This window comes from Halomonas sp. SL18_1 (assembly GCF_055755715.1).
Genome location: NZ_JBVTRK010000001.1, coordinates 979,437 through 1,003,535 on the forward strand (window position 1 = coordinate 979,437; position 24,099 = coordinate 1,003,535).

The 24,099-nt window shown below is 66.3% G+C and carries 17 protein-coding genes and 4 pseudogenes; 14 read left to right on the forward strand and 7 right to left on the reverse strand.

Annotated elements, in window-relative coordinates; all coding sequences use genetic code 11:
- Positions 1-98: 98 nt before the first annotated feature.
- The 4 genes and pseudogenes from ligA to ACSJDS_RS04955 all read left to right on the forward strand — a co-directional run bounded on the left by ligA (position 99) and on the right by ACSJDS_RS04955 (position 5,193).
- Positions 99-2,157 (forward strand): annotated as a pseudogene (ligA, locus tag ACSJDS_RS04940) (NAD-dependent DNA ligase LigA).
- The gene (locus ACSJDS_RS04945; RefSeq protein ID WP_473032312.1) at positions 2,154-2,420 is read left to right on the forward strand and encodes a YheU family protein; all 267 of its coding nucleotides are present in this window, start codon (positions 2,154-2,156) and stop codon (positions 2,418-2,420) included. The pseudogene ligA and the gene ACSJDS_RS04945 overlap by 4 nt, the downstream one beginning before the upstream one ends.
- A gap of 149 nt (positions 2,421-2,569) precedes the next feature.
- Positions 2,570-4,534 carry a GGDEF domain-containing protein gene (locus tag ACSJDS_RS04950; RefSeq protein WP_473032313.1) on the forward strand — a complete coding sequence of 655 codons (1,965 nt, stop codon included), beginning with the start codon at positions 2,570-2,572 and terminating at the stop codon, positions 4,532-4,534.
- The gene (locus ACSJDS_RS04955; RefSeq protein WP_473032314.1) at positions 4,438-5,193 is read left to right on the forward strand and encodes an EAL domain-containing protein; all 756 of its coding nucleotides are present in this window, start codon (positions 4,438-4,440) and stop codon (positions 5,191-5,193) included. The genes ACSJDS_RS04950 and ACSJDS_RS04955 overlap by 97 nt, the downstream gene beginning before the upstream one ends.
- Before the next feature lie 37 nt (positions 5,194-5,230).
- Here ACSJDS_RS04955 and mnmC read toward each other — a convergent pair whose 3' ends face one another.
- Together mnmC and ACSJDS_RS04965 are read right to left on the reverse strand one after the other, a co-directional pair.
- The gene (gene mnmC, locus ACSJDS_RS04960; RefSeq protein ID WP_473032315.1) at positions 5,231-7,246 is read right to left on the reverse strand and encodes a bifunctional tRNA (5-methylaminomethyl-2-thiouridine)(34)-methyltransferase MnmC2/FAD-dependent 5-carboxymethylaminomethyl-2-thiouridine(34) oxidoreductase MnmC1; all 2,016 of its coding nucleotides are present in this window, start codon (positions 7,244-7,246) and stop codon (positions 5,231-5,233) included.
- Between the two features lie 181 nt (positions 7,247-7,427).
- Entirely contained in the window at positions 7,428-7,727 is a 300-nt protein-coding gene (locus tag ACSJDS_RS04965) for a YciI family protein (protein ID WP_473032316.1), read from the reverse strand.
- 123 nt (positions 7,728-7,850) lie between these two features.
- On the opposite strand from ACSJDS_RS04965, the gene ACSJDS_RS04970 reads away from it, so the two are divergent.
- The 4 genes from ACSJDS_RS04970 (at position 7,851) to ACSJDS_RS04985 (ending at position 11,518) form a co-directional block, all read left to right on the forward strand.
- Positions 7,851-8,750, forward strand: a complete 900-nt coding sequence (locus ACSJDS_RS04970; protein ID WP_473032317.1) for a PHP domain-containing protein — start codon at positions 7,851-7,853, stop codon at positions 8,748-8,750.
- A 99-nt stretch (positions 8,751-8,849) separates the two neighbouring features.
- On the forward strand, positions 8,850-9,473 hold the full coding sequence (locus ACSJDS_RS04975; protein ID WP_473032318.1) for an L-threonylcarbamoyladenylate synthase: 624 nt from the start codon (positions 8,850-8,852) through the stop codon (positions 9,471-9,473).
- A gap of 2 nt (positions 9,474-9,475) precedes the next feature.
- Positions 9,476-10,132, forward strand: a complete 657-nt coding sequence (locus tag ACSJDS_RS04980; RefSeq protein WP_473032319.1) for a potassium channel family protein — start codon at positions 9,476-9,478, stop codon at positions 10,130-10,132.
- Positions 10,133-10,153: 21 nt separating this feature from the next.
- The gene (locus tag ACSJDS_RS04985; protein ID WP_473032320.1) at positions 10,154-11,518 is read left to right on the forward strand and encodes a TrkH family potassium uptake protein; all 1,365 of its coding nucleotides are present in this window, start codon (positions 10,154-10,156) and stop codon (positions 11,516-11,518) included.
- A gap of 158 nt (positions 11,519-11,676) precedes the next feature.
- Here the strand turns inward: ACSJDS_RS04985 and trkA are convergent, their stop codons facing one another.
- From trkA to ACSJDS_RS05010, 5 genes and pseudogenes are all read right to left on the reverse strand, one after another.
- Positions 11,677-13,050 carry a Trk system potassium transporter TrkA gene (trkA, locus tag ACSJDS_RS04990; RefSeq protein ID WP_473032321.1) on the reverse strand — a complete coding sequence of 458 codons (1,374 nt, stop codon included), beginning with the start codon at positions 13,048-13,050 and terminating at the stop codon, positions 11,677-11,679.
- Complete coding sequence (locus tag ACSJDS_RS04995; RefSeq protein ID WP_473032322.1) at positions 13,047-13,790, reverse strand: response regulator transcription factor; 744 nt, start codon at positions 13,788-13,790, stop codon at positions 13,047-13,049. Before ACSJDS_RS04995 ends, trkA begins: the two co-directional genes overlap by 4 nt.
- Positions 13,780-15,756 (reverse strand): DUF4118 domain-containing protein, encoded by a 1,977-nt coding sequence (locus ACSJDS_RS05000; RefSeq protein ID WP_473032323.1) that lies wholly within the window; start codon positions 15,754-15,756, stop codon positions 13,780-13,782. The genes ACSJDS_RS04995 and ACSJDS_RS05000 overlap by 11 nt, the downstream gene beginning before the upstream one ends.
- Positions 15,757-15,792: 36 nt before the next feature.
- Positions 15,793-17,272 (reverse strand): annotated as a pseudogene (gene trkI / locus ACSJDS_RS05005) (Trk system potassium transporter TrkI).
- Positions 17,273-17,407: 135 nt separating this feature from the next.
- Entirely contained in the window at positions 17,408-18,253 is an 846-nt protein-coding gene (locus ACSJDS_RS05010) for a CYTH domain-containing protein (protein WP_473032324.1), read from the reverse strand.
- Positions 18,254-18,360: 107 nt separating this feature from the next.
- Here ACSJDS_RS05010 and ACSJDS_RS05015 point away from each other — a divergent pair.
- The 6 genes and pseudogenes from ACSJDS_RS05015 to ACSJDS_RS05040 form a co-directional block, all read left to right on the forward strand.
- A pseudogene (locus ACSJDS_RS05015) lies at positions 18,361-19,040 on the forward strand (TIGR00153 family protein).
- A gap of 71 nt (positions 19,041-19,111) precedes the next feature.
- Entirely contained in the window at positions 19,112-20,377 is a 1,266-nt protein-coding gene (locus ACSJDS_RS05020) for an inorganic phosphate transporter (RefSeq protein WP_473032325.1), read from the forward strand.
- A 280-nt stretch (positions 20,378-20,657) separates the two neighbouring features.
- Positions 20,658-21,971 carry an amino-acid N-acetyltransferase gene (gene argA, locus ACSJDS_RS05025; protein WP_473032326.1) on the forward strand — a complete coding sequence of 438 codons (1,314 nt, stop codon included), beginning with the start codon at positions 20,658-20,660 and terminating at the stop codon, positions 21,969-21,971.
- A 211-nt stretch (positions 21,972-22,182) separates the two neighbouring features.
- Complete coding sequence (glnH, locus tag ACSJDS_RS05030) at positions 22,183-22,920, forward strand: glutamine ABC transporter substrate-binding protein GlnH (RefSeq protein ID WP_473032327.1); 738 nt, start codon at positions 22,183-22,185, stop codon at positions 22,918-22,920.
- Between the two features lie 78 nt (positions 22,921-22,998).
- Positions 22,999-23,655 (forward strand): glutamine ABC transporter permease GlnP, encoded by a 657-nt coding sequence (gene glnP, locus ACSJDS_RS05035; RefSeq protein ID WP_473032328.1) that lies wholly within the window; start codon positions 22,999-23,001, stop codon positions 23,653-23,655.
- Positions 23,652-24,094: pseudogene (locus tag ACSJDS_RS05040) on the forward strand (ATP-binding cassette domain-containing protein); the annotation flags it as partial. The gene glnP and the pseudogene ACSJDS_RS05040, both read left to right, overlap by 4 nt.
- Between the last annotated feature and the right edge of the window lie 5 nt (positions 24,095-24,099).

Here is a 24,099-nt window from a genome sequence, read left to right on the forward strand (position 1 = left end):
GTGTCCCGTCGGGGTCGTTGCTTTGGTAAGCTAGGCCAGACTCGCGGCTTCGAAGCGGACATTTTGAAGCCTTCGCCATGGACGAGACCCCTGACGCAATGACCCAGCCCGACCAGCCGATTCGCGACGAGGCGGCGCGCCTGCGCGCCGAGCTCGATGACGCCAACTACCGCTATTACGTGCTCGACGACCCGACGCTGACCGACGCCGACTATGACCGTCGGCTGCGCCGCCTGCAGCAGCTCGAGACCGAGCACCCCGAGCTTCAGACCCCGACTCGCCCACCCAGCGGGTGGGCGCGCCGCCGGCGGAGGGCTTTCCCGAGGTGCGCCACGCACTGCCCATGCTCTCCCTGGACAACGCCTTCGACGAGGCGGAGCTGGAGGCCTTCGTCAAGCGCGTGGCCGACCGCCTGGAGCGGGACGGCGACGACCTGGCCTTCTGCTGCGAGCCCAAGCTCGACGGCGCGGCGGTGTCGCTGGTCTACGAGAACGGCGTACTGGTCAGCGGCGCCACCCGCGGCGACGGGCATACCGGCGAGGGGATCACCTCCAACCTGCGCACCCTGCGCTCCGTGCCGCTGCGGCTGCGTGGCGATGCCCCACCCGAGCTGCTCGAGGTGCGCGGCGAGGTGATCATCAGCCACGCCCGCTTCGAGGCCCTCAACCAGCGGGCGCGGGAGGCGGGCGGCAAGGTCTTCGCCAATCCGCGCAACGCCGCCGCCGGCAGCCTTCGCCAGCTCGACCCCAAGGTCACCGCCACCCGGCCGCTGGAGTTCAGCGCCTACCAGGTGGCGCGCCTCGAGCCGGACCAGGGCGACGCCACCCATAGCGCGCTGATGGCCCACCTGGCCGAGTTCGGGCTGCGCACCAGCGCCGAGCTGGAGGTGGTCAAGGGCGCGGCCGGGCTGATCGACTACTGTCGCCGCCTGGGCGAGCGGCGCGACCGCCTCGGCTACGATATCGACGGGGTGGTGATCAAGGTCGATGACCTGCGGCTGCAGCGCGAGCTGGGCTTCGTGGCCCGGGCACCGCGCTGGGCCATCGCCTTCAAGTTTCCCGCCCAGGAGGCCGTCACGCGCCTCAACGAGGTGGAGTTCCAGGTGGGGCGCACCGGCGCCATCACCCCAGTGGCCCGCCTGGAGCCGGTGGCGGTGGGCGGCGTCACCGTCGCCAACGCCACCCTGCACAATGCCGACGAGATCGACCGGCTCGGCGTCAAGATCGGCGACAGCGTGGCGATCCGCCGCGCCGGTGACGTCATCCCCCAGGTGGTGCGGGTCATCGAGGCGCAGCGCCCCGCGGACGCCCGGGAGATCGTCTTCCCGGAGCGCTGCCCCGTCTGCGACTCGCAGATCGAGCGCCTGGAGGGCGAGGCCGTGGCGCGCTGCTCCGGGGGCTCTACTGCGCCGCCCAGCGCAAGGAGGCGCTCAAGCACTTCGCCTCGCGGCGCGCCCTGGATATCGAGGGGTTGGGGGTCAAGCTGATCGATCAGCTGGTGGAGCGTGACTGGGTCACCACCCCGGCGGACCTGTTCCGCCTGGAGGCCGAGCGGCTGACCGAGCTGCCGCGCATGGGCGAGAAGTCCTCGGAGAACCTGGTGGCGGCGCTGGAGAAGGCCAAGGCCACGACCCTGGCCCGCTTTATCTACGCGCTGGGGATCCGCGAGGTGGGGGAGGCCACCGCCGCCAACCTGGCGCGCCACTTCGGCACCCTGGAGGCGCTGATGGCCGCCGATATCGCCGATCTCGAGGCGGTGGAGGACGTCGGTCCCATTGTCGCCGCCCATGTGCACACCTTCTTCCGCCAGCCCCATAACCGCGAAACCATCGAGGAGCTGCGCGCCCAGGGCGTGACCTGGGAGGAGGCGGCCGTCGGCGAGCGCCCCCAGCCGCTGGCGGGCCAGAGCTGGGTGCTCACCGGCACCCTGGAGAGCATGACCCGGGACCAGGGCAAGGCGCGCCTGCAGGCGCTGGGCGCCAAGGTGGCCGGTAGCGTATCGAAGAAGACCGCCGGCCTGGTGGCGGGCGAGGCCGCCGGCAGCAAGCTCGAGAAGGCGATGCAGCTCGGGGTGCCGGTACTGGATGAGGCCCAGTTCCTCGAGCGCCTGAAGCGCTGGGAAGCGGGAGACACCGAACCCGAGGAGGACGCATCATGAGCGGGCGCTTCGTCGACATTCCCTACCGCATGCTGCCGGCCGAGACCCTGGAGGCGCTGCTCGAGGCCTTCGTTACCCGCCAGGGCTACGACACCACCGACACCGGCGATGGCATGCGCGGCTGGGTGGCGGAGCTCAAGCGCCAGCTGGAGCGCGACGAGCTGATCATCGCCCACGACCTGCAGACCGAGACCACCGAGGTGATGACCCTGGCCCAGTGGCGGGCCTTCGGCCGCGACCTGGCCGATGACGAGGAGGACTGAGACTGCCTCGCTTGATCCAGGTCATGCTTTATGGGGTTAAGGTATGAGCCTTACCAATGGTCAATTCTGCCGAGGCCGGCGGTGGATTAGTCTGGCAGATTAGCGGTCAGCGATGCTGACCTTTCTGCCACGAGTATCCAATGTTGACCATGGCCAAGTCGCTTCTGGCCTACCTGCGGACCCTCAAGGGGTTCGTGCTGGTAGCCATTCTGTCGGTATCCCTGGCGGTATTCTTCAGTGTCACCCTGGTGGCGACGCTGCTCTACGAGGACATCATCGCCCGCCAGGCCGAGGAGGCCTCGGAGACCCTCGCGCAGCAGAGCTACAACGCCATGCTGCATGTGATGCGCCAGGGCTGGAGCCGCGAGGAGATGGAGGCCTTCATGGCGGGCATGAAGCGCGCCCATGCCGACAGCGCCTACCGCTTCGCGCTGTATCGCGGCGAGCGCGTCGCCGAGCGCTTCGGCGAGGTCGACCAGCCCCCCAGGGATGCTGCCATCGGCGCGGCCTTCGCCTCGGGAGAGCCCCGGGTGCTGCGCGAGGAAGGGCAGCTGCGCCGGGTGATGCCGCTGGTGGCCGGCTCCGACTGCCTGAGCTGCCACCAGAACGCCGCCTCCGGCGATATCCTCGGCGTCATCGATATCCGTCACGACATGTCGCCGATCAGCGCCGAGATGCGCGGCAACTACGTGGCGCTGTTCATCGTCGCCTCCATGATGCTGCTGCTGCTGGCGCTGGCCATCTCCACGGTGTTCTCCAACCGCATTCGCGAATCCATGGACGGTTTCCGGCAGCGGCTGGCCGCGGTGAACTCGGTGGAGGACTTCCGTCAGCTCGACGTCAACGATGTCGATGTGCACTTTCAGGAGCTCAACGACGCCTTCCAGAACGTCAATGCCCTGGCCGGCCGGCTGAAGAACGTGGCCGTGGACAAGGACATCCTGGAGTTCGAGATTCGCCTGCTCAGCAAGTTCATCATCACCTCCGACGTGGTGCGCGACTGGCGCGAGTTCATCAAGGAGCTGCTGGGTGAGATCAACACCATCATCACCGCCCACACCCTGGTGACGATCTTCCAGGTGGAGGAGGAGGGCTACGAGCTGGAGGTATTCTGGCACCGGGACGTCGCGCCGCAGACCCGCGAGACCTTCGAATCCCTGCTGACCCAGCTGCTCGAGAACAAGCACCACGGCCAAACCGACGTGCGGGTGCTGAAGGTGATCCACCACGCCGTTCACCCCTGGGTGCCGGGGGACGAGGCGTCCCCGCAGATCACCGCGGAGGACATTCGCCTGCAGACCAAGTCGCTGCTGCTCGAGGCGCCCAAGATCGGCGGCATCGTCGGCATCGGCGTGCAGTCGGACCTGGCCCAGGACCCGCTGCGCCATATCGTCATCGATGGCATCCTTTCCACGCTGCTCAACCTCGTGGGGTCGGTCAAGGCGATCTACAAGTACACCCAGGACCTGGAGTTCTACGCCACCCGCGACCCCCTCACCTCGCTGCACAACCAGCGGATGTTCAAGGACCTGCTGGGCTACGAGGTGGGGCGCGCCCAGCGCCACGGCGACTCCTTCAGCCTGTTGATGATGGACCTGGACAACTTCAAGACGGTCAACGACCGCTACGGTCACGCCTTCGGCGACCAGTTCCTGCAGGCCTTCGCCGAGACGCTCTGCGAGTCGGTGCGCCCGGGCGACTTCCTGGCCCGCTATGGCGGTGACGAGTTCTCCATCATCCTGCCCGAGACCGACGAGGGGCAGGCCTACTCGGTGGCCCAGCGCATCGCCCACCAGCTGGAGAAGCAGGCGCTGGTAGCGCCGGACGGCACCACGGTGCGGGCCACCACCTCGATCGGCATCGCCGCCTATCCCCGCCATGCCGGCGACGCCCACGACCTCTTCCTGATGGCCGACAACATGATGTACAAGGCCAAGCGCAAGGGGAAGAACTGTGTCGCGCTGCCGGAGGACGACGAGGTGGCGGCGATCTTCCGCCAGGTCGGGAGAAGAACCAGATGGTGCTCAGCGCCCTGGAGGAGCGGCGCATCGTGCCCTACTTCCAGCCCATCGCCGATGCCAAGACCGGCGAGGTGCAGATCCACGAGCTGCTGATGCGCATCGAGATCGACGAGCGCATCATTCCGGCCGGCGAGTTCATCGATATCGCCGAGAGCATCGGCGTCATCCACAAGATGGACTACCAGCTGATCGAGAAGGCCTTCGCCCAGGTCAGCGAGCAGGGCTACACCGGCATGCTGTTCATCAACCTGTCTCCCAAGTCGCTGATCATCGGGGAGTTCATCGGACGCATCCACCAGTTGGCCATCGACTACGACATCCGCCCGGAGCGCATCGTCTTCGAGCTCACCGAGCGCGAGACTGTCAGCAACCTCAAGCTGCTGGAGAAGTTCGTGCTCGACCTCAAGCTCGAGGGCTTCAACTTCGCCATCGACGATTTCGGCTCGGGCTTCTCGTCGTTCCGCTACCTCAAGCAGTTCCCCATCGACGTGATCAAGATTGAGGGCGAGTTCATCCGCAGCATGCTCAACGACGACAAGTACATGGCCTTCGTCAAGAGCATCGTGACCCTGGCTCAGAGCCTGGGCATCGAAACGATCGCCGAGTTCATCGAGGACGAGGCGGTGCTCGAGAAGGTGTGCGAGCTGGGCATCGACTACGGCCAGGGCTACCACCTGGGGCGCCCGGGGCCGCAGTTCGTGCTCGACAGGTGCCCCGCCGGCGGCCGCGCCACGGCGCTGCGAACGCCCTGAACGGCCCGGCGCGCCCGCGCCGGGCCGCCAAGCCGACTCAGTGGCCGCGAATCAGCTCGCGGATCACCCGCCGTCCGGGGTGCAGATGATCCACCAGCGGCTGTTCGAGGGGCAGCGGCTCGTCACAGAGGCGCGAGGCCAGCAGCTCCGCGCACAGTGGAGCGCTGGCTAGCCCCCGGGAGCCGTGGGCGGCGCTGATCCATAGGCCTTCATGGTGGCGGCCGGGCGTGGCGGGCACTCGGGTGGCGTCCTTGGCCAGGGCCGCGTAGGCCTCACGCCACGCCTCGACATCGGGCACCGGCCCGCAGTAGGGCGACTTGTCGGGACTGGCCGCCCGCACCCCGACGCGGCCGGTCAGCCGCTCGGGGGAGAGTTCGGCGCCGGCGGTGCGCAGCCCGGCGACAAAGTCGGGCAGGTCGCGCTCCAGCTCCGCCAGGTTGGCGAGATGGTCGGCAGTGCGCTCGCCCAGGTCGGTATCGCCCGGGCCGAAGGTGGCCCCGACGTTGAGCACGCCGTCCGCCGCTGGCGGCACGTAGCCCCCTGCGCAGACCACCCGGTCCAGGGCGGGCGCCCCCTCGGGCACGCGGATCTGGCTGATCTGGCCACGCACCGGCTGCAGCGGTAGCGCCGAGGTCTGGGGAAAGCTCGCCGCCTCCACCGCGGTGGCAATCACCACCTGATCGGCGCTGAGCCGCTCGCCGTCGTCCAGCGCCAGCGTCCAGCCCTGCGCGCCGGGCTCAAGCGCGGTGACGGTGCCTCGGCGGAAACCAACCCCCGGCGTGTCGGCCAGGCGCGCGCACAGCTCCATCGGCCTGACCCAGCCCGCCTCCGGATAGTCCAGCGCCGGGCCCGCCACCCGGACGCCGGCGACGGCGCTGGCCGCCTCGGCGTCGAGGCCCCGCACCACGCTCTCCGGCAGGGGGTGATGGGCCAGGAAGCGCGCCTGGCGCGCCCGCTCCTTCTCGCTCAGCGCCAGCTGCAGCACGCCGGAAGGCCGCCACAGGGTCTGCGCCGGGTCCAGCCGTTCCAGCCAGCGCCGACTGTGGAGCAGGCCGGCCAGATAGCTGCGACTCTGCAGGTTAGTGTCGGCGGCGAGCTTGACGTACAGCGCCCCCTGCAGGTGGGTGGCGCCCAGCTCGGCCCGGTGGTAGCGGTCGATCAGGGTGACCGCGACGCCGCGCCGGGCCAGGGCGGCGGCGGCGCTGGCCCCGGCGATCCCGGCGCCGATCACCGCCACGTGGTGCGGCGGCTGCGGCGCGGGCGGGCGGAACCAGGGCGTACGCTGGCGACGACTGTCGCTGGGCGGCGCCGCAATCTCCCCGATCAGCATCTCGCGCTTGCGGCCGTGGCCGGGGGCCTTTCGCCAGGCGAAGCCGGCTTCGGCCAGGCCGCGCTTGACCACCCCGGCGCAGGTGAAGGTGGCGAAGCTGGCCCCGGGCCGCGAGCGGGCCGCCAGGGCGGCGAACAGTTCGGGGCGCCACATCTCGGGATTCTTGGCCGGGGCGAAGCCGTCGAGGAACCAGGCATCCACCCGGCCTTCGAGCAGGGCGAGCCGCTCGGCGGCATCGCCGAAGTGCAGGTCCAGGGTCACCCGCTCGTCGAGCCACAGCCGGTGCACCCCGGCCACCGGCGCGGGCCACTGGGCCACCAGGGACTCGGCGCGCCGGGCCAGGTCGGGCCAGGCGGCGAGCGCCCGGGCGAGATCCTCCCGGGTGAGGGGGAAGCGCTCGGTGGAGACCAGGTGCAGCCGCGCCGACGCGGGAGCGCAGGTGTCGAAGCAGGCCCAGGCGCACAGCATGTTGAGCCCGGTGCCGAAGCCGGTCTCGCCGATCACGAAGGGGCGCTGCTCCCGCCAGGCGGCGAAACGCCGGGGCAGGTCGTTGCCGTCGAGGAAGACGTGCTCGGTCTCGGCACGCCCATCCTGCTGGGAAAAGTAGACGTCGTCGAAGCGGGCCGACAGCGGGGCGGCGGCGCCGTCCTCGCCGGGCGACCAGTCGAGACGGGCGGTTTCCAGCCCGGCCAGGGGCGGCAGGGCGGCATGGGAATCGGACACGGCGAGCTCCGGGGCGCAGGGCGCTCAAGAATTGATCGATCGGGACGCGGCGACCTGTCATGGGGGATGGCGGCAGGCATCCGCGGCGTATCAACAGCGTTATCCACAGCAGCTGTGGGCAAGGCCCTGTGGAAAAGCCGCTGGGCGGTCGTCAGGGGGCGGTGCCGTTATCGGCCGCGGGTCAGGGCAGTACCTTCTTGAAGGGCTTGACGCTGACCCGGGCGTAGACGCCGGCGATCATGTAGGGATCGGCATCGGCCCAGGCCTGGGCCTCGTGGAGGCTGTCGAACTCGGCCACCACCAGGCTGCCGGTGAAGCCGGCCTCGCCGGGGTTGTCGGCGTCGACGGCGGGGTGGGGGCCGGCCAGCACCAGGCGGCCCTCGTCGCGCAGCTTCTCCAGCCGGGCCAGGTGGTCGGGGCGGGCGGCCAGCCGGCGCTCCAGGCTGTTGTTGACGTCTTCGCTGATGATCGCATACAGCATCGCGTGGCTTCCTCGGGTATGAGCGGCGCGAGCCGCGGGACTCGAACGGGGCGCTAACGTTGACCGGCCCTCGCCGGGCGCGCACCATGGGCCATTATTCTGACAAAGTCGCTTCCCGGCGTCATGCCAATGCCCCTGTTTCCCTCCCGTTTCGACGGTGACCCTGGCCCCGCCCGGGTCGATCTGCACATGCACTCTACCGCCTCAGACGGCGCCCTGGCGCCCGCCGAGCTGATGGCCCTGTGCGTCGAGCGCGGCCTCGGGCTGGTGGCCCTGACCGACCATGACAGCGTGGCCGGGGTCGCCGAGGCCGCCGCGGCGGCCGACCGGCTGGGCATTCGGCTGCTGCCGGGCGCCGAGCTATCGACCCGCTGGTCGGGCATCAATATCCACGTGGTGGGACTGTTGCCGCGGGGCGTGGCCGGCAGCCTGGCGGCAGGGCTCAAGGCCCAGGCCGAGGCCCGCGAGGCGCGCGCCGAGGTGATCGCCCAGCGCCTGGAGAAGGTGGGGCTGCCCGATGCCCTGGCCCGTGCTCGCGATCAGGCCGGCTCAATGCGCCCGCTGGGCCGGCCTGATTTCGCCCGCGCCCTGGTGGCCGCCGGGCTGGTGCCGGACATGGCCACGGCCTTTCGCAAGCACCTGGGCAGCGGCAAGCCCGGCGACGTCAAGTCCCACTGGCCCGCCATGGCCCAGGCGGTGGGCTGGGTGCTCGACGCCGGCGGGGTGGCGGTGCTGGCGCACCCGCTGCGTCATGGCCTGACCCGGCGCAAGCGCGGCCTGCTGCTGGATGACTTCCGCGATGCCGGCGGGCAGGCCGCCGAGCTGGTCAGCGGCTTCCAGAACGCCGACGTGACCCGCGACCTGGCCCGGCAGCTCGATGAGCGCGGGCTGCTGGCCTCCGTGGGCAGCGACTTTCATTTTCCCGGCGGCCATCTGGCGCCGGGCAGCATGAGCCCTGTGCCGCGCACCGCCGTGGCCCCGGTGTGGACACACCCGAGGCTGGCGGCCGCCTTGGCGCTATAGTTAGGGGCGTGAGGCGCCCATCGCGACCTCAGCGAAGAGCGCCGGATCAGCTCTGAGCGGCGCTACGATTGGGTCTGGTCATCGACAAGGAGCTTTATCATGAGTCAGTTCTTCCAGCTGCATCCCGAGAATCCCCAGAAGCGCCTGATCGACCAGGCCATCCAGATCATCCGCCAGGGTGGGGTCGTCGCCTATCCCACCGACTCGGGCTACGCCCTGGGCTGCCACCTGGGCGAGAAGAAGGCCATCGACAAGATCAAGTGGCTGCGCTCCCTGGACGACAAGCACAACTTCACCCTGGTGTGCTCCGACCTCTCCGAGATCGGCACCTACGCCAAGGTCAACAACGCCGTCTTCCGGCTGCTCAAGGCCCATACGCCGGGGGCCTACACCTTCATCCTCAATGCCACCACCGAGGTGCCGCGCCTGCTGCTGCATCCCAAGCGGCGCTCCATCGGCGTGCGGGTGCCCGACCATCGCATCACCCACGCCCTGCTCGAGGCGCTGGGCGAGCCGCTGATGAGCGTGACCCTGATCCCTGTGGACGAGGAACTGCCGATGACCGACGCCGAGGCGATTCGCGAGCGCTACGCCGGCCATCTCGATCTGATCATCGACGGCGGCGCCTGCCACCTGGAGCCCACCAGCGTCATCGACCTGCGCGACCTGCCGCCGACGATCGTTCGCGAAGGGCGCGGCGATGTGGCCCCCTTCCGGGAGTAAGCATGAAACAGCAATTCGCCATTCTTGGCCTGGGGTTTTTCGGCGTCACGGTGGCCCAGGAGCTTTATCGTCTTGGCAACGAGGTGCTGGGAGTGGATCGCGACGAGGCGCGGGTCAATGCCCTTGATGACTATCTCAGTCACGGCCTGGTCGCTGACATTACGGACAGGAGTGTGTTGGCCGAGCTGTCGCTGGATGGCTATGATGCCGTGATAATTGATGTCGATGACAACCTCGAGGCCAGCATGATCTGCACTGTACTGGCCCGTGAGCAGAAGGCCCGCAGGATATGGGTCAAGGCCCAGTCAGATATACACTATCAGTTGCTCACGCATCTGGGGGCCGATCATATCGTCTATCCTGAACGAGATACCGGCATCAGAGTTGCGGAAAATCTGCATTACAATGTCATCGTCGACTTCATTGACTTGGGAGACCATCAGTATGTCGTCGATTTGGAGGTCACCCCTCGGGTGCGCGGTGAGCATGAAACGGTCGAGAGCCTCGAACTAGGTAAGATCGATCTGGCACTTGTCGCGATCAAACGGGATGACATCCTGATCGCTTACCCTAGCGAAGGGACAACCCTGGAGGTGGGTGATCACATGGTACTGATGGGGAACATGGATGAGCTGCGTAAGCTGGGAAGGAAATTCTAGCTTGAGGAGACGCACAGGAGGATGAGACTTCCCCGGCGTTTGCAGCGTCCGCTCAGAAAATTCCCCCATGGGCGCATTATCCGGCTCTCGCCCCCGGAACTGCTGCTGATCGGTTTCGCCCTGCTCAGCCTTTTCGGCACGGTGCTTCTGCTGCTACCCATGGCATCGGTCCAGCCATTGGCCTGGCACGAAGCGCTCTTTACGGCCACCTCGGCAGTGACAGTTACCGGGCTGGTGGTGGTCGATACTGCCGGATACACGCTGTTTGGGCAGCTTGTGATCCTGGGCCTGATACAGGCAGGGGGGTTAGGCTTCATGACGTTTGCGGCGCTAACCCTAGTGCTGCTGGGCATGCGTCTACCCCTGCGCCAGCAGTACGTGATACGCGAGAGCCTCAACTACACTTCCTACCGTGACCTGGCCCCTCTAATACGGCTGGTGGTTCTATTTGCCCTGCTGGCGGAAGGCCTCGGCACCTTGCTGTTGGCGATCGTCTGGGTGCCTCGCTTCGGCCTTGTCGAAGGCCTATGGGTCAGTCTTTTCCACGCCATTTCCGCGTTCAACAATGCCGGTTTCTCTACCTGGCCCCACAGCCTAACCGATGAAGTAGCCAACCCGTTGGTAACGGGCGTGATCAGCCTGCTCTTTATTGTGGGTGGGCTAGGCTTTGTTGTGGTGGCGGAGCTCGCCGCACGGCGACACCACACTAGGCTAAGTCTCCATTCGAAGATCGTGCTGCATGCCACCTTCTGGCTGTCATTGGTGGGCATGGGAGCGCTGCTGTTGTTGGAGTGGAACAACCCCCATACGCTGGGTGGGCTGGAGAGTATGGGAGCGCGTCTTCAGGCAGCGTGGTTCCAGGCCGTTACGCCGCGTACCGCAGGATTCAATACTCTCGATACTGCCGCCCTGGAAGCGCCCTCCTTACTATTTATCATGCTGCTGATGTTCATCGGTGCCGGTCCCGGGTCCACGGCCAGCGGCATCAAAATCACTACCCTCGTAGTGCTGCTGCTCGCCGCCCGTGCCTTTCTGCAGGGCAGCCCGCAGCCACGGATATTCTATCGGGCCATCCCGGAAGGCACCGTGATCAAGGCGGTGGTGGTGGCCTTGGTCGGGCTGCTGCTGATCTTCAGCTGCCTGTTCCTGTTGACCATTAGCGAACCGGAACAGGAATTCTTGGCGCTTGCCTTCGAGTCGGTATCGGCATTCGGTACGGTGGGACTCACCCACGGAATCACCCCCGAACTCTCCCTGCCTGGCCAGCTGGTCATCATTCTGACAATGCTGCTGGGTCGTGCTGGCCCCATGTCCCTAGGCTACTTCCTGAGTGCACGACAACCTCGCGGACTTCGTTACGCTGAGGGGCAGGTTCATGTTGGCTAGGCGCCGTTGCCATCGAACAGTTCTCGCCATCGCACTGAACTGTCCCTCTCACAAGGCCTATTCACGCCAGTCTGCGATGAACCTTAATAAAACGCCGGATACCCCTCAGTAACCCGGATACCCAACAGTCCTGCGTCAAAAAATGTAAGTAAGACTTGTCAGAAAAACGTCAGGCCGACCTGGAACAGCCGCTCCACCTCGCGGATGCGGCGCTTGTCGATCACGAACAGGATGAGGTGGTCGCCGGACGCCACCACCACGTCGTCATGGGCGATCAGCACCTCCTTGCCGCGCACGATGGCGCCGATGGTGGTGCCGCGCGGCAGGTCGATCTCGCCGATGGCGCGGCCCACCACCTTGGAGGACTGCATGTCGCCGTGGGCGATTGCCTCGATGGCCTCGGCGGCGCCGCGACGCAGGGAGTGGACGTTGACGATATCGCCGCGGCGCACATGGGTCAGCAGGCTGCCGATGGTGGCCTGCTGCGGCGAGATGGCGATGTCGATCTCGCCACCCTGGACCAGGTCCACATAGGCGGCGTTGTTGATCAGCGTCAGCACCTTCTTGGCGCCCATGCGCTTGGCCAGCATCGACGACATGATGTTGACCTCGTCGTCGTTGGTCAGGGCGCAGAAGATGTCGCACTCGTCGATGTTCTCCTCCTCCAGCAGCCGCTTGTTGGTGGCGCTGCCGTGCAGCACCACGGTGCGGTCGAGGCGTTCGGAGAGCACCGTGCAGCGCTCGATGCCGTGCTCGATGATCTTGACCTGGTGGCTGTGCTCCAGGTGCTCGGCGAGCCGCTCGCCAATGTTGCCGCCGCCGGCGATCATCACCCGGCGGAAGTCGCGGTCGACCCGGCGCAGCTCGCTCATCACCGCGCGGATGTCGCGGCGGGCGGCGATGAAGAACACCTCGTCGTCGGCCTCGATGACGGTGTCGCCGCGCGGGATGATCGGCCGGTTGCGACGGTAGATGGCCGCCACCCGGGTGTCGACGCTGGGCATGTGGCGGCGCAGAAACCCCAGGTCCTGGCCCACCAGCGGGCCGCCGTAGAAGGCCTTGACCGCGACGAGCTGCACCAGGCCGCCGGCGAACTCCAGCACCTGCAGGGCGCCGGGATGCTCGATCAGCCGGCGGATATGGTCGGTGACCACCTGCTCGGGACTGATCAGCACATCGATGGGTACCGCCTCGTGGGCGAACAGCCCCTTGCGGGTCAGGTAGGCGGTGGCGCGCACCCGGGCGATCTTGGTGGGGGTGCGAAACAGGGTATGGGCGACCTGGCAGGCGATCATGTTGACCTCGTCCTGGCTGGTCACCGCGATCAGCATGTCGGCATCCTCGCAGCCGGCCTGGCGCAGCACCATGGGGTAGGAGCCAGGGCCCACCACGGTGCGGATGTCGAGCTTGGTATGCAGTTCGCGCAGGCGCTCACCGTCGGTATCCACCACGGTGATGTCGTTCTCTTCGCGGGCCAGGTGCTCGGCGAGGGTGCCGCCGACCTGGCCGGCGCCGAGAATGATGATCTTCATGTCAGGGGCTCCATGTGGCCATTCGGGTCGTCGGAAGCCTCGGGCTCGACCAGCAGGCGATAGCCAACGCCGGCCTCGGTCTGCAGTAGCCGGGGTGACTTCGGGTCATCCCCAAGCTTGTGACGCAGTTTGCTGATCACGATGCGCAGGTAGTGGGTATCCTCGACGTGGGTAGGGCCCCACACCTCCCGCAGCAGGTGGGTCTGGGTCACGACACGGCCCGCGTGGCGGCAGAGTCGTGCCAGAACCGAGTACTCCTTGGGGGTTAGGTGCACGGGGACTTGGTCAAGCCAAAGCCGCCGGGCCACCAGGTCGATGAGAAGGTCACCGCTCCGGTAGCACTCCCCCTCTGATGGCAGGATATTCACCTGATGAAGCCGTAACAGAGCGCGAATCCTGGCCAGCAACTCCCGGATGCCGAAGGGCTTGGTGACATAATCATTGGCCCCGTGGTCCAGGGCTCTCACTTTCTCGGCTTCATGCCCGCGCACAGACACCACGATCACCGGCACCTGGCTGCGCGCGCGCAGCCGGTCGAGCACTTCCTGGCCATCCATGTCGGGTAGCCCCAGGTCCAGCAGGACCAGATGAGGTGCCTCCTCGATGGCCCGCGTGAGCGCCTCCCCACCATTCGCCGCTTCGTATACCATGAATCCCTGGGAGGTCAGGCTGATGCGAAGGAAACGGCGGATCTGCGGTTCGTCATCGATCACCAGAATACGATGAGGCTCAGTCAACATGGTCGTCGCTCGGCTCCCGGATCTCTGGTAGAGGAAGCCGCATCACGATACGGGTTCCTTGCCCTTCTGGCCCTGGCTCGGCTACGACCGTGCCTGCATGGGCGCCCAGCATACCGCGACAGATGGCCAGTCCCAGACCGCTACCATGGCGTCCGCGATCTCCTTCACCGCCGGTGATGAACATGTCGAAGACGCGCTCGCGCAGGTGGGGTTCGATACCAGGCCCCTCATCGGTGACCGACAGCCATAGCTCCCCTGCACCGAGGCCGGCCTCGATGCTCAAGACGCCACCGGGTGGCGAGAAACGTGCGGCATTCTCGATCACGTTGACCAGCGCCTGTTCGATCAGCGCCGGATGCACATGCAGCAGCGGAAGACCGTCCGGCCAGCGCCTCTCCACCCTCAGCTCCTGCAGCAGGGGAGACAGCCGCCTGAGCGCACTGGTCACGAGGTCATCCAGAGAGATCCAGTCGCGCTCCAGTTTCAGACCGCCCTGGCCCAGGCGTGTCATGTCCAGCAAGTTCTGGATATAGCGGTCCAGGCGTTCGCTTTCGCTGAGCACACCATCGAGCAGCTCGGTACGATCGGCATCGCTGAGCTGATCACCCAGGTCGCGCAGGGTACTGGCCGAGCCGATGATCGATGCCAGCGGTGTTCTGAGGTCATGGGACACGGAAGAGAGCAGCGCCGAGCGAAGGCGCTCGTTCTCCTCGGAGAGGCGCGAGGCCTCCAGATCGGCCACCAGACGGGTGCGCGCCAGCGCCAGGGCCAGCAGCCGGAGCATGGCATCGATGTGTCCCTCCTCATCCGGCGATGGGGGACGCTCCCGCTGGCCAAGGGCCAACCCCACCAGGGCGACCAGCCGCTGCTGCTCAAGCAGCGGGATCACCTGCCAATCGGTGTCCATCGGCTGCTGAGTTCCCTTGCCGCTGGGACGAAGGTGCTGACGGCTCCAGGTCACGCTGGTTTTCGCGCCGGCATCCAGCGAGACGCCTTCTGGGGCGCTGCACCGAGGCGTAATCTCGCCCGCATAGTCTTCGGCAGGCAGGATGACTACCGGGCAGCCGAGCCAGCGCATCAGGGTCGCAGCCCCCGCCACTTCGACCTGCTCGCGATGTGTGGCCGCCGCGAGCTCTCGCGAAAAGGCCAGCAGCTGATAGGTCTGCTCGCGACTGGCACGCAGGGCCAATAGGTGCTTACGAGCGCTGCCGGCGAGCTGCCCCACCACCACCGCCACCAGCAGGTAAACAGCAACGGTCACCACCTGGTCCTGCTCTACCATGGCCAAGGAGTGGCGTGGGTCGGTCAGGAAAAAGTTGAAGCTAATAAAACCCAGCAGCACGGCCAGCATGGCCGAGCGGGTTCCCGCCAGCGTCGCACTGACCAGCACTGCCGCGAGGAATAGCAGCGAGAGGTTACCCAGTTGAAGCCAGGTCTCTAACCCCAGCGCAAGCCCCAGTGCCGCCAGCGTCGCACTGACTGCGATTAAGGGATCACGCCAGCGCCACACCAGCTTCCGGCGGTGCGGTTGGAAGCGGGGGCGCTGACGCGCTTCGGCCACGACCACCAGGTCGAAGGGGCCGCCCAGGCGGGCCAGGCGCTCCGCCACCGGGCGGCGCCAGATGCGCCACCCGGAGGGGCGACCATGTCCTACCAGCAGAGTTGCTACCTTGAGCTCCCTGGCCAGGGCCACCAGCTCACGAGCACGATCCTGTCCCATGACGACCCGAGTCTCACCACCCAGTCGCTGTACCTGGGCAAAGTCTCGCTCCAGCACTTCTCGCCTACGAGGGGCCTCGCGTCCGCTGTCCACATAGGCCGCACACCAGTTGATCCCATCACGTACCGCCAACCGGTGGGCCGACCTCACCAGAGCCGCATCTTCGGCCCCACCGCTCAGCGCCACCAGCAATCGAACAGGCGCTAGGCGGTTCGACTCGGGCGTCTTCTCAGCGTGCTCTTGCATGCTCTCTCCTGCAGCTCTCTCGTAACGCCTACTCTACTAGCGGCGCCAGAACATCGGCGTCAGCAGCACCAGTACCGTGAGGATCTCCAGCCGACCCAGCAGCATGCCCACACACAGCAGCCACTTTGCGGCATCCGGCAGCAGCGCGAAGTTGCCGGCCGGGCCGATGGTATCGCCGAGACCAGGTCCCACGTTGGCCACCGCCGTGGCCGCCCCCGACAGGGCCGTCACGATATCCAGCCCCATCATCGCCAGACCCAAGGCCAGCCCGGCGATGGTCAGAAAGAAGAAGAACGAGAAAGCAACCACGCCTCGGGTAATGTCATCGGTAATCGGCTGGCCATTGTAGCGAGTGGGAAAGACCCCGCTTGTGTGAATCAGATAGCGGAGCTGATTGCGAAGCAGGATGCTGGCGATCTGGAAGCGGAAGATCTTCATGCCACCGCTGGTGGAACCACTGCAGCCACCGACGAAGGTCAGATAAAAGAACGCCACGATCGCCAGTGCCCCCCAGCTACTGTAGTCGTCAGAAGCGTAGCCGGTGGTCGTCACTACGGAGATGACGTTGAAGGCGACATGGGTCAGTGCCTCGAAGGGAGGCGTCCCGTGCCACATGCGCCATCCCGCCAGACTCAGAATCACAATCAGCAGGAAGACCAGCAGGCCTTGAACCTGCTGATCCCGCCAGATCGCCCTCCGGGCGCCTCGTAGGAAGCGAATATAGAGCACAAAGGGCAAGGCCCCCATCAGCATGAACAGCGAGCCCATCCACAACAGGTGAGGCCGGTCGGCGTAGGCGCCGAATGAAGCATCCGAGTTGGCGAACCCCCGGTCGCGACCGAGGTCATGGCGTGCACCACGGCATCCAGGGGTGCCATTCCCCGAGCCAGTAGGCCAGCATGGCCACCAGGGTGAAGCCCACGTAGATTGACAGTGTGGCCTTGGCGATACCGCCGGTGCGCGGCATTACCTTCTCGGACCAGTCGGAGGACTCGGTGTGAAAGAGCCGCATGCCGCCCACCTTGAGAAAGGGCAGGATGGCGATCCCCATCACGATGATGCCGATGCCTCCCAGCCACTGCATCATGCCACGCCACAACTTGAGGCCGTCGGAGAGGGTTTCGATACCCTCCAGCACGGTGGAGCCAGTGGTGGTGATGGCCGACACCGACTCGAAGACCGCATTGGTGAAGGAGAGCTGAGGCGCCCCCAGCACCAGTGGCAGGCTGGCCAGGGTGCTGATAGTGACCCAGCTGAGAGTGGTCACCAGAAACATCTGCCATGGCTTAAGGGCGATCTCGACGCGCAGGGTCGCCAGCCAGCTCAGCGCCACTGCTCCCAGCACAATGGCGATAGAGTGGGCGAAGGCGCTCGCATCCGGCTCCCGTTCGATCACCAGCACCAGCCAGGGCACGGCCATGAAGGCGGCCAACACCAACCAAAGTACCGACAGCACCTTGAGGATCGGCGCCCAGTGGCGCCACTGCACCTGTATGACTTGCCAACGACTCGCCATGATCTTGTCCACCCGTCCCGGCGCGCTTGCGGACGCTTGATGGACGTCATGGCACCACAGGCCGGGCTAAAAAATCCGTAAAAATCATTGTGCCCGGGCCGAGCGGTCATGGTGGGTTCATTGCAGGTGAACTGGTCAGGCGTCGTTGGCCAGGCGCCGAGCCAGCCTGAGTGCCGCCTGGCCGAAGGCCGGGGTCAGCCAGTCTGACCCGTCCAGCGCCCTCGCCAGGACGTCGGCGTCCGGCTCACGCTCGGCCAGCCGGCCCAGGGCCTCGCGGGCCGCCGCTTGCCAGTCAGCCTCGTCGGTGTCGGCCAGGGCGTCCAGGGCGACGATGGCACGATGCAGCCAGGCGTCGGCGTCGCCGCCTTCGGGCAGCGTCCAGGCGCCGGTCAGCAGGGCGTTGCCGCGGGCCGCCTTGCTGGTGTCGGCGGGGCGCAGCGCCACCGACTCGGCCAGCTCGCCGGCCAGTTGCCACAGCGCCTCGGGCGCCCCCGCCTTGAGCTCCAGCTCCAGCTCGCGAATCGCCACGCGGCGGCCGTCGGCGGTGATCTCGCCGCCATCCAGCGCTACCTCGATGTCCGCTCCGGCAACCTCGAGTCGCCAGATCCGGCGGCTGAAGTCCGTGGTGAAGCGGGGCGCCAGACGCTCGATCAGCGTCGGATCGAGGGCGGCCATGGGCGGCAGCTCGGCCAGTCCCGACCGGTCGAGGACGCCCTCGGTCAGCGGCCACTCCCACTCGCCGCGCCGGCTCAGGCCGCCGTGGCTCTCGCCCTCGGTCTTGAGGGTCTGCACCCAGCGGCCGTCGTCGCGGCGCAGGCGCAGCGCCATGCGAGCCCGCTCCAGCGCGCCGTCGGGGGTGTCGAAGTAGGTGTTGGTCAGCTGGCGCTGCTCGGCGGCGCGGGTCGCCAGCCGGGGGTGGTGCGCCAGCCCCGCGGGGCCCTCGGGGCCGAGGGCCAGTTTCAGTTCGATCTCGTGACTCATGAGGGCTCCTGCGGCCGCTATGGCCTGGTGTGACACTATTTTTTCAATGACGTGACAGTGGGCAGTCTCTATACTGGCGCCGCCATTTCTCAAGCGCATGATACGCCATGGTCAAGCCTAACCCCTTCTCGGCGATGTTCGGTCGCTCACCGTTCCAGCCGCTGCTGGCGCATATCGTCAAGGCCAACGAGTGCGCCGACCAGCTGTTGCCCTTCTTCGAGGCCGCGCTTCAGGGCGACTGGGAGGAGGCCGCCCGCATTCGCGAGGTCATCACCCGGCTCGAGCACGAGGCCGACAGCCTCAAGACCGAGCTGCGCCTCAACCTCCCCAACACCCTGTTCCTACCGGTCTCGCGCAGCGACCTGCTCGACCTGATCACCGTCCAGGACAAGATCGCCAACAAGGTGCGCGACATCACCGGGATCATGCTGGGTCGCAAGATGCAGGTACCCGGCGAGCTGGCCCAGCCCATGCGCGACTACATGCGTACCGCCGTGGCCTGCGTGGCCCAGGCCCGCCAGGCGCTGGAGGAGCTCGAGGACCTGCTGGAGTCGGGCTTCGGCGCCACGTGGCCGACGTGATGCACAACATGATTCGCGAGCTGCACAGCCTCGAGCAGCAGGCCGATGACCAGCAAATCGCCATTCGCCGCCGGCTCTTCGAGCTGGAAGATCGGCTCAAGCCGGTGGACGTGGTGTTCCTCTACAAGATCATCGACTGGGTCGGTGAGCTTTCCGATCGGGCCGAGCGTGTCGGCAGCCGTCTGCAGATCCTCACGGCCCGGTAGCGCCGCGCCTTGCCCGGCGATCCCGGGGCGATGCACACCCCATCAGACAGCCACATAGGACATCACTCCCTATGTCGATCATTGCGCAGCACGGTGAAGTCTTCATTATCCTGGCCTGCCTCTTCGGTTTCTTCATGGCCTGGGGCGTGGGGGCCAACGACGTCGCCAACGCCATGGGCACCTCGGTAGGCTCCAAGGCGATCACCATCAAGCAGGCGATCATCATCGCCGTCATCTTCGAGTTTCTCGGCGCCTGGCTCGCCGGCGGCGAGGTCACCGCCACCATTCGTGGCGGCATCGTCGACCCGGCGCTGCTCCAGGCCAATCCTCAGCTGCTGGTCTACGGCATGCTCTCGGCGCTGCTGGCCGCGGGCATCTGGCTGCTGGTCGCCTCCATGCGCGGCTGGCCGGTCTCCACCACCCACTCCATCGTCGGCGCCATCGTCGGCTTCGGCGCCGTGGGGCTGGGCATGGAGGCCGTCGCCTGGGGGCGGGTGGGTACCATCGCCTCGAGCTGGGTCATCTCGCCGCTGCTGGCCGGCGCCATCGCCTTCCTGCTGTTCAAGTCGGTGCAGCACCTGATCTTCGAGGCCCGCGACCCCTTCGCCGCGGCCAAGCGCACGGTGCCCTTCTATATCTTCCTGGTGGGCTTCATCGTCGCCATGGTCACCCTGACCAAGGGGCTGACCCATGTCGGGCTCGACTTCACCTTCGGCCAGAGCTTCCTGCTGTCGATCCTGATGGGGCTCGGCGTCATGGGCATCGGCATCGTGCTGGAGAGCCGGGTCAAGGCCGAACGGCGCATCGACGACCACTTCGGCTACGGCAGCGTGGAGCGGGTGTTCGGGGTGCTGATGATCTTCACCGCCTGCGCCATGGCCTTCGCCCACGGCTCCAACGACGTGGCCAACGCCGTGGGGCCGCTCGCCGCGGTGATCAGCGTGGTGCGCAGCGACGGCGTCATCGACAGCGCCGCCCTGGTGCCCTGGTGGGTGCTGATCCTCGGCGGCGGCGGCATCGTGGCCGGCCTGGTGACCTACGGTCACAAGGTCATCGCCACCGTGGGAACCGGCATCACCGAGCTGACCCCCAGCCGCGGCTTCGCCGCCACCCTGGCCGCGGCCACCACCGTGGTGTTGGCTTCGGGCACCGGCCTGCCGATCTCCACCACCCATACCCTGGTGGGCGCCGTGCTCGGTGTGGGCCTGGCCCGCGGCATGGCGGCGCTCAACCTGCGGGTGATCGGCACCATCGTCATGTCGTGGCTGATTACCCTGCCCGCCGGGGCGAGCCTGGCGATCGTCTTCTTCTTCCTGTTCAAGTTCATGTTCGGATAAATAAGAGGTTCGAGGTTCGAGGTTCGAGGTTCGGGGTTCGAGGTTCGGGGTGCGAGGTTCGAGGTTCGAGGTTCGAGGTTCGAGGTTCGAGGAGCAGGCATCCGGTTCATCCGGTGAACGCTGCCTCTCGTCCCTTGTCCCTCGTCCCTTGTCCCTTGTCCCTTGTCCCTTGTCCCTGTCCCTCGTCCCTTGTACCTGCTAGTGGTGCCGCCGTTTTGTCGGCTCTGATATAGTCAAGGACTCATACACCCTTCCGCTCATCTGCTGCCGGAGCGCGGCCTTGGATACTCGTTTCCCCTTCGTCGACTGGTTTCGCAACTCCTCGCCCTATATCAACGCCCACCGGGGCCGAACCTTCGTGATCCTCATCGAGGGCGAGGCCATGGCGCGCGGGCGCGGCGAGCAGCTGATCCAGGATCTGGCGCTGCTGCACACCCTGGGCGTGCGCCTGGTGGTGGTGTTCGGCATTCGCCCCCAGGTGCAGCAGGCGCTGGACGCCGCCGGTCTGGTGCCGAAGCGTCACGATGGGCGCTGGGTGGCCGACGAGGCGATCATGGGCTGCGTCGAGCGGGTGGCCGCCGAGCAGCGGCTGTGGCTCGAGGCGCGGCTCTCCCTGGGGCTGCCCAACACCCCGCTGCACGGCGTCGAGCTGACCGCGGTGTCCGGCAACCTGGTGATGGCCAAGCCGCTGGGGGTGCGCGAGGGGATCGACTTCGGCCACAGCGGCGAGGTGCGCCGGGTGCGCGCCGCGGCGGTCCAGGGGCTGCTCGACCGCGGCTCGCTGGTGCTGCTGCCGCCGCTGGGCTTCTCCAGCACCGGTGAGGTGTTCGACCTGGACGCCTCCGAGGTGGCCCAGCACGCGGCCATGGCGCTGGGGGCCGACAAGCTGATTCTGCTCGGCGAGGCCGACGGCCTGCACGACGACAGCGGCGCCCTGCAGCGCCAGCTGACCCCGGCCGACGCCGAGCCGCTGCTGGCCGGCGCCGCGGCGGGCAGCGAGCAGGCCCGCCACCTCACCGCCGCCTGCGCCGCCGCCCGCCACGGGGTGGCGCGGACCCACCTGCTGTCCTGGCATGACCATGACGCCCTGCTCGGCGAGCTGTTCACCCGCGACGGCGTGGGCACCATGATCACCCAGCACCGCTACGAGCAGCTGCGCGCCGCCGAGCTCGGCGATATCGGCGGCCTGCTGGAACTGCTCGAGCCGCTAGAGCGGCGCGGCATGCTGGTGCCGCGCTCCCGCGAGCGCCTGGAGTACGAGATCGACGACTACCTGGTGATCGAGCGCGACGGCATGGTGATCGCCTGCGCGGCGCTGCACTGCTTCGGCCAGGCCGACATGGGTGAGCTGGCCTGCGTGGCGGTGCATGTCGGCTATCGCGGCGGCGACCGGGGCGCCCTGCTGCTCAACGAGATCGAGCGACGCGCCCGGCGCCTGGGGCTTACGGCGCTGTTCGCGCTGACCACCCATACCAGCCACTGGTTCTTCGAGCACGGCTTCCGCCTGGCCGATATCGAGGCCTTGCCGCCGCTGCGCCGCGACACCTACAACCACGCCCGCCAGTCCAAGATCCTGATCAAGGCGCTGGCCTGATCATCGCCTTACTCTGAGGCACCGCCGGCGGCAGAAGGCTGCCGGCGGCAGACTGTCGCGCCTTCTAGATGCAAATATTTGCCCGATCTTTCGTTCTGTGCAAATATAATTGCAGGACTTGGCGCTGCCGAATCGCGACCACCCACAATGGCAGCAGTCAGGCTCCTCCTCCGTTGCCCAAACAACATCAATAGTGATGAGGAACGCTTCCATGGAAAAGTTGACGATCTGGACGGCTACCGCCGCACTCTCCCTAGCCGCTGTTGCCGCTCAGGCCGACCGTCTGGTGGTGGCCACCGATACGGCTTTCGTCCCTTTCGAATTTATGCAGGATGGTGAATATGTCGGCTTCGATATCGACATGTGGCAGATCATCTCCGATGAGCTGGACCTCGAGTACGAGCTGCGGCCGATGGACTTCAACGGCATCATTCCCGGCCTGCAGACTGGCCAGATCGATGTCGCGCTCGCCGGCATCACGATCCGACCCGATCGTGCCGAGGTCATCGATTTTTCGGACGGCTACTATGAGAGCGGTTTCCGCATCATGGTGCCGACGGATAGCGACATTACCGGCGCCGAAGATCTAGCCGGCAAGACCCTCGCCGTGCGTACCGGTACCTCTGCGGCAGATTACGCTCGAGAGAATTTCACCGACACCGAGCTGCGCCAGTTTCCCAACATCGATAACGCCTATCTCGAGCTGCGGACCGGGCGAGTCGATGCGGCCATGCATGATACGCCCAATGTGCTCTATTACATCGCGACGGCAGGCGATGGCCAGGTGAAGGCCGTCGGTGAGCAGATGATGGCGCACGAGTACGGTATCGCCTTCCCCAAGGGCAGTGAGCTGGTCGAGCCGGTCAATGGCGTGCTGGCCTCCATGCGCGAAGATGGCCGTTACGACGAGATCTACGCCAAGTGGTTCGGCGAAGATGGCGCTCAGTAACCCTCCCTTCATCGGCTAGAAAGCACCGAGCGGGTGGGGTGTCCCGCCCGCTCGAAATGGAAACTCGGGGGTTCGAGCATGAATGTCGATTGGTCCATTATTTCCGGATTCCTGCCCCAGTTGATGGACGGGGCCAGGGTCACGCTCTATATCACCGTAATGGGACTGGCAGGCGGCATGCTGATCGGTGCCATCGTCGGTCTGATGCGCGCCTACGGTGGGCATGTCATCAATGGCCTCGCCTTCGTTTACGTCGAGGTGATCCGCGGCACGCCTATCGTTGTTCAGGTGATGTTTCTTTATTTTGCGCTTCCCGTGCTGGCCAGTATCCGTATCGATCCGATGACGACGGCGATTCTGGCGATCATGATCAATGCGGGCGCCTATATTGCCGAGATCGTCCGCGGGGCGGTGCTGTCGATTTCCAAGGGGCTGACCGAGGCAGGCCTTTCGATCGGATTGCCGCGCTGGAAAGTCATCGTCTACATCGTGGGGCCGCTGGCCTTTCGCCGACTGATTCCGCCCCTGGGCAACCAGTGTATCGTCAGCCTCAAGGATACGTCGCTGTTCATTGTGATTGGGGTGAGCGAACTGACACGCACCGGTCAAGAGATCATGGCAGCCAACTTTCGTGCCGTGGAAATCTGGACGGCAGTGGCGGTTTTCTACCTGATCATGACCGGCACCCTGACGATGATCCTGCGGATGATCGAGAAGCGGATGAGAATTCTATGAGCGCCATTATTCAATTTCACAATGTTTCCAAACACTTCGGCTCACTGAAAGTGATCGATGAGGTGGATCTGGAGGTACACCGTGGCGAGGTAGTGGTGCTGGTGGGCCCTTCTGGCTCCGGAAAGTCGACCCTGCTGCGCTGTATCAATGGCCTCGAGATGATCAGCGGCGGCGACCTGATTGTCGATCAGTTAAGCGTGAAGGGGGGCAACAAGGTACTGCGCGAGATCCGCCAGGAGGCGGGCATGGTGTTTCAGCAGTTCAATCTCTTTCCGCAGATGACGGCCCTGGAAAATATCGCCTTTGGGCAGCGGCAGGTACGCCATGTGGGGCGCCAGGAGGCTAAGCGTCATGCACGCGAGCTGCTGGATAAGGTGGGGTTGGCCGACAAGGAGGCGCATTACCCCATGAGCTCTCCGGCGGTCAACAGCAGCGGGTAGCGAT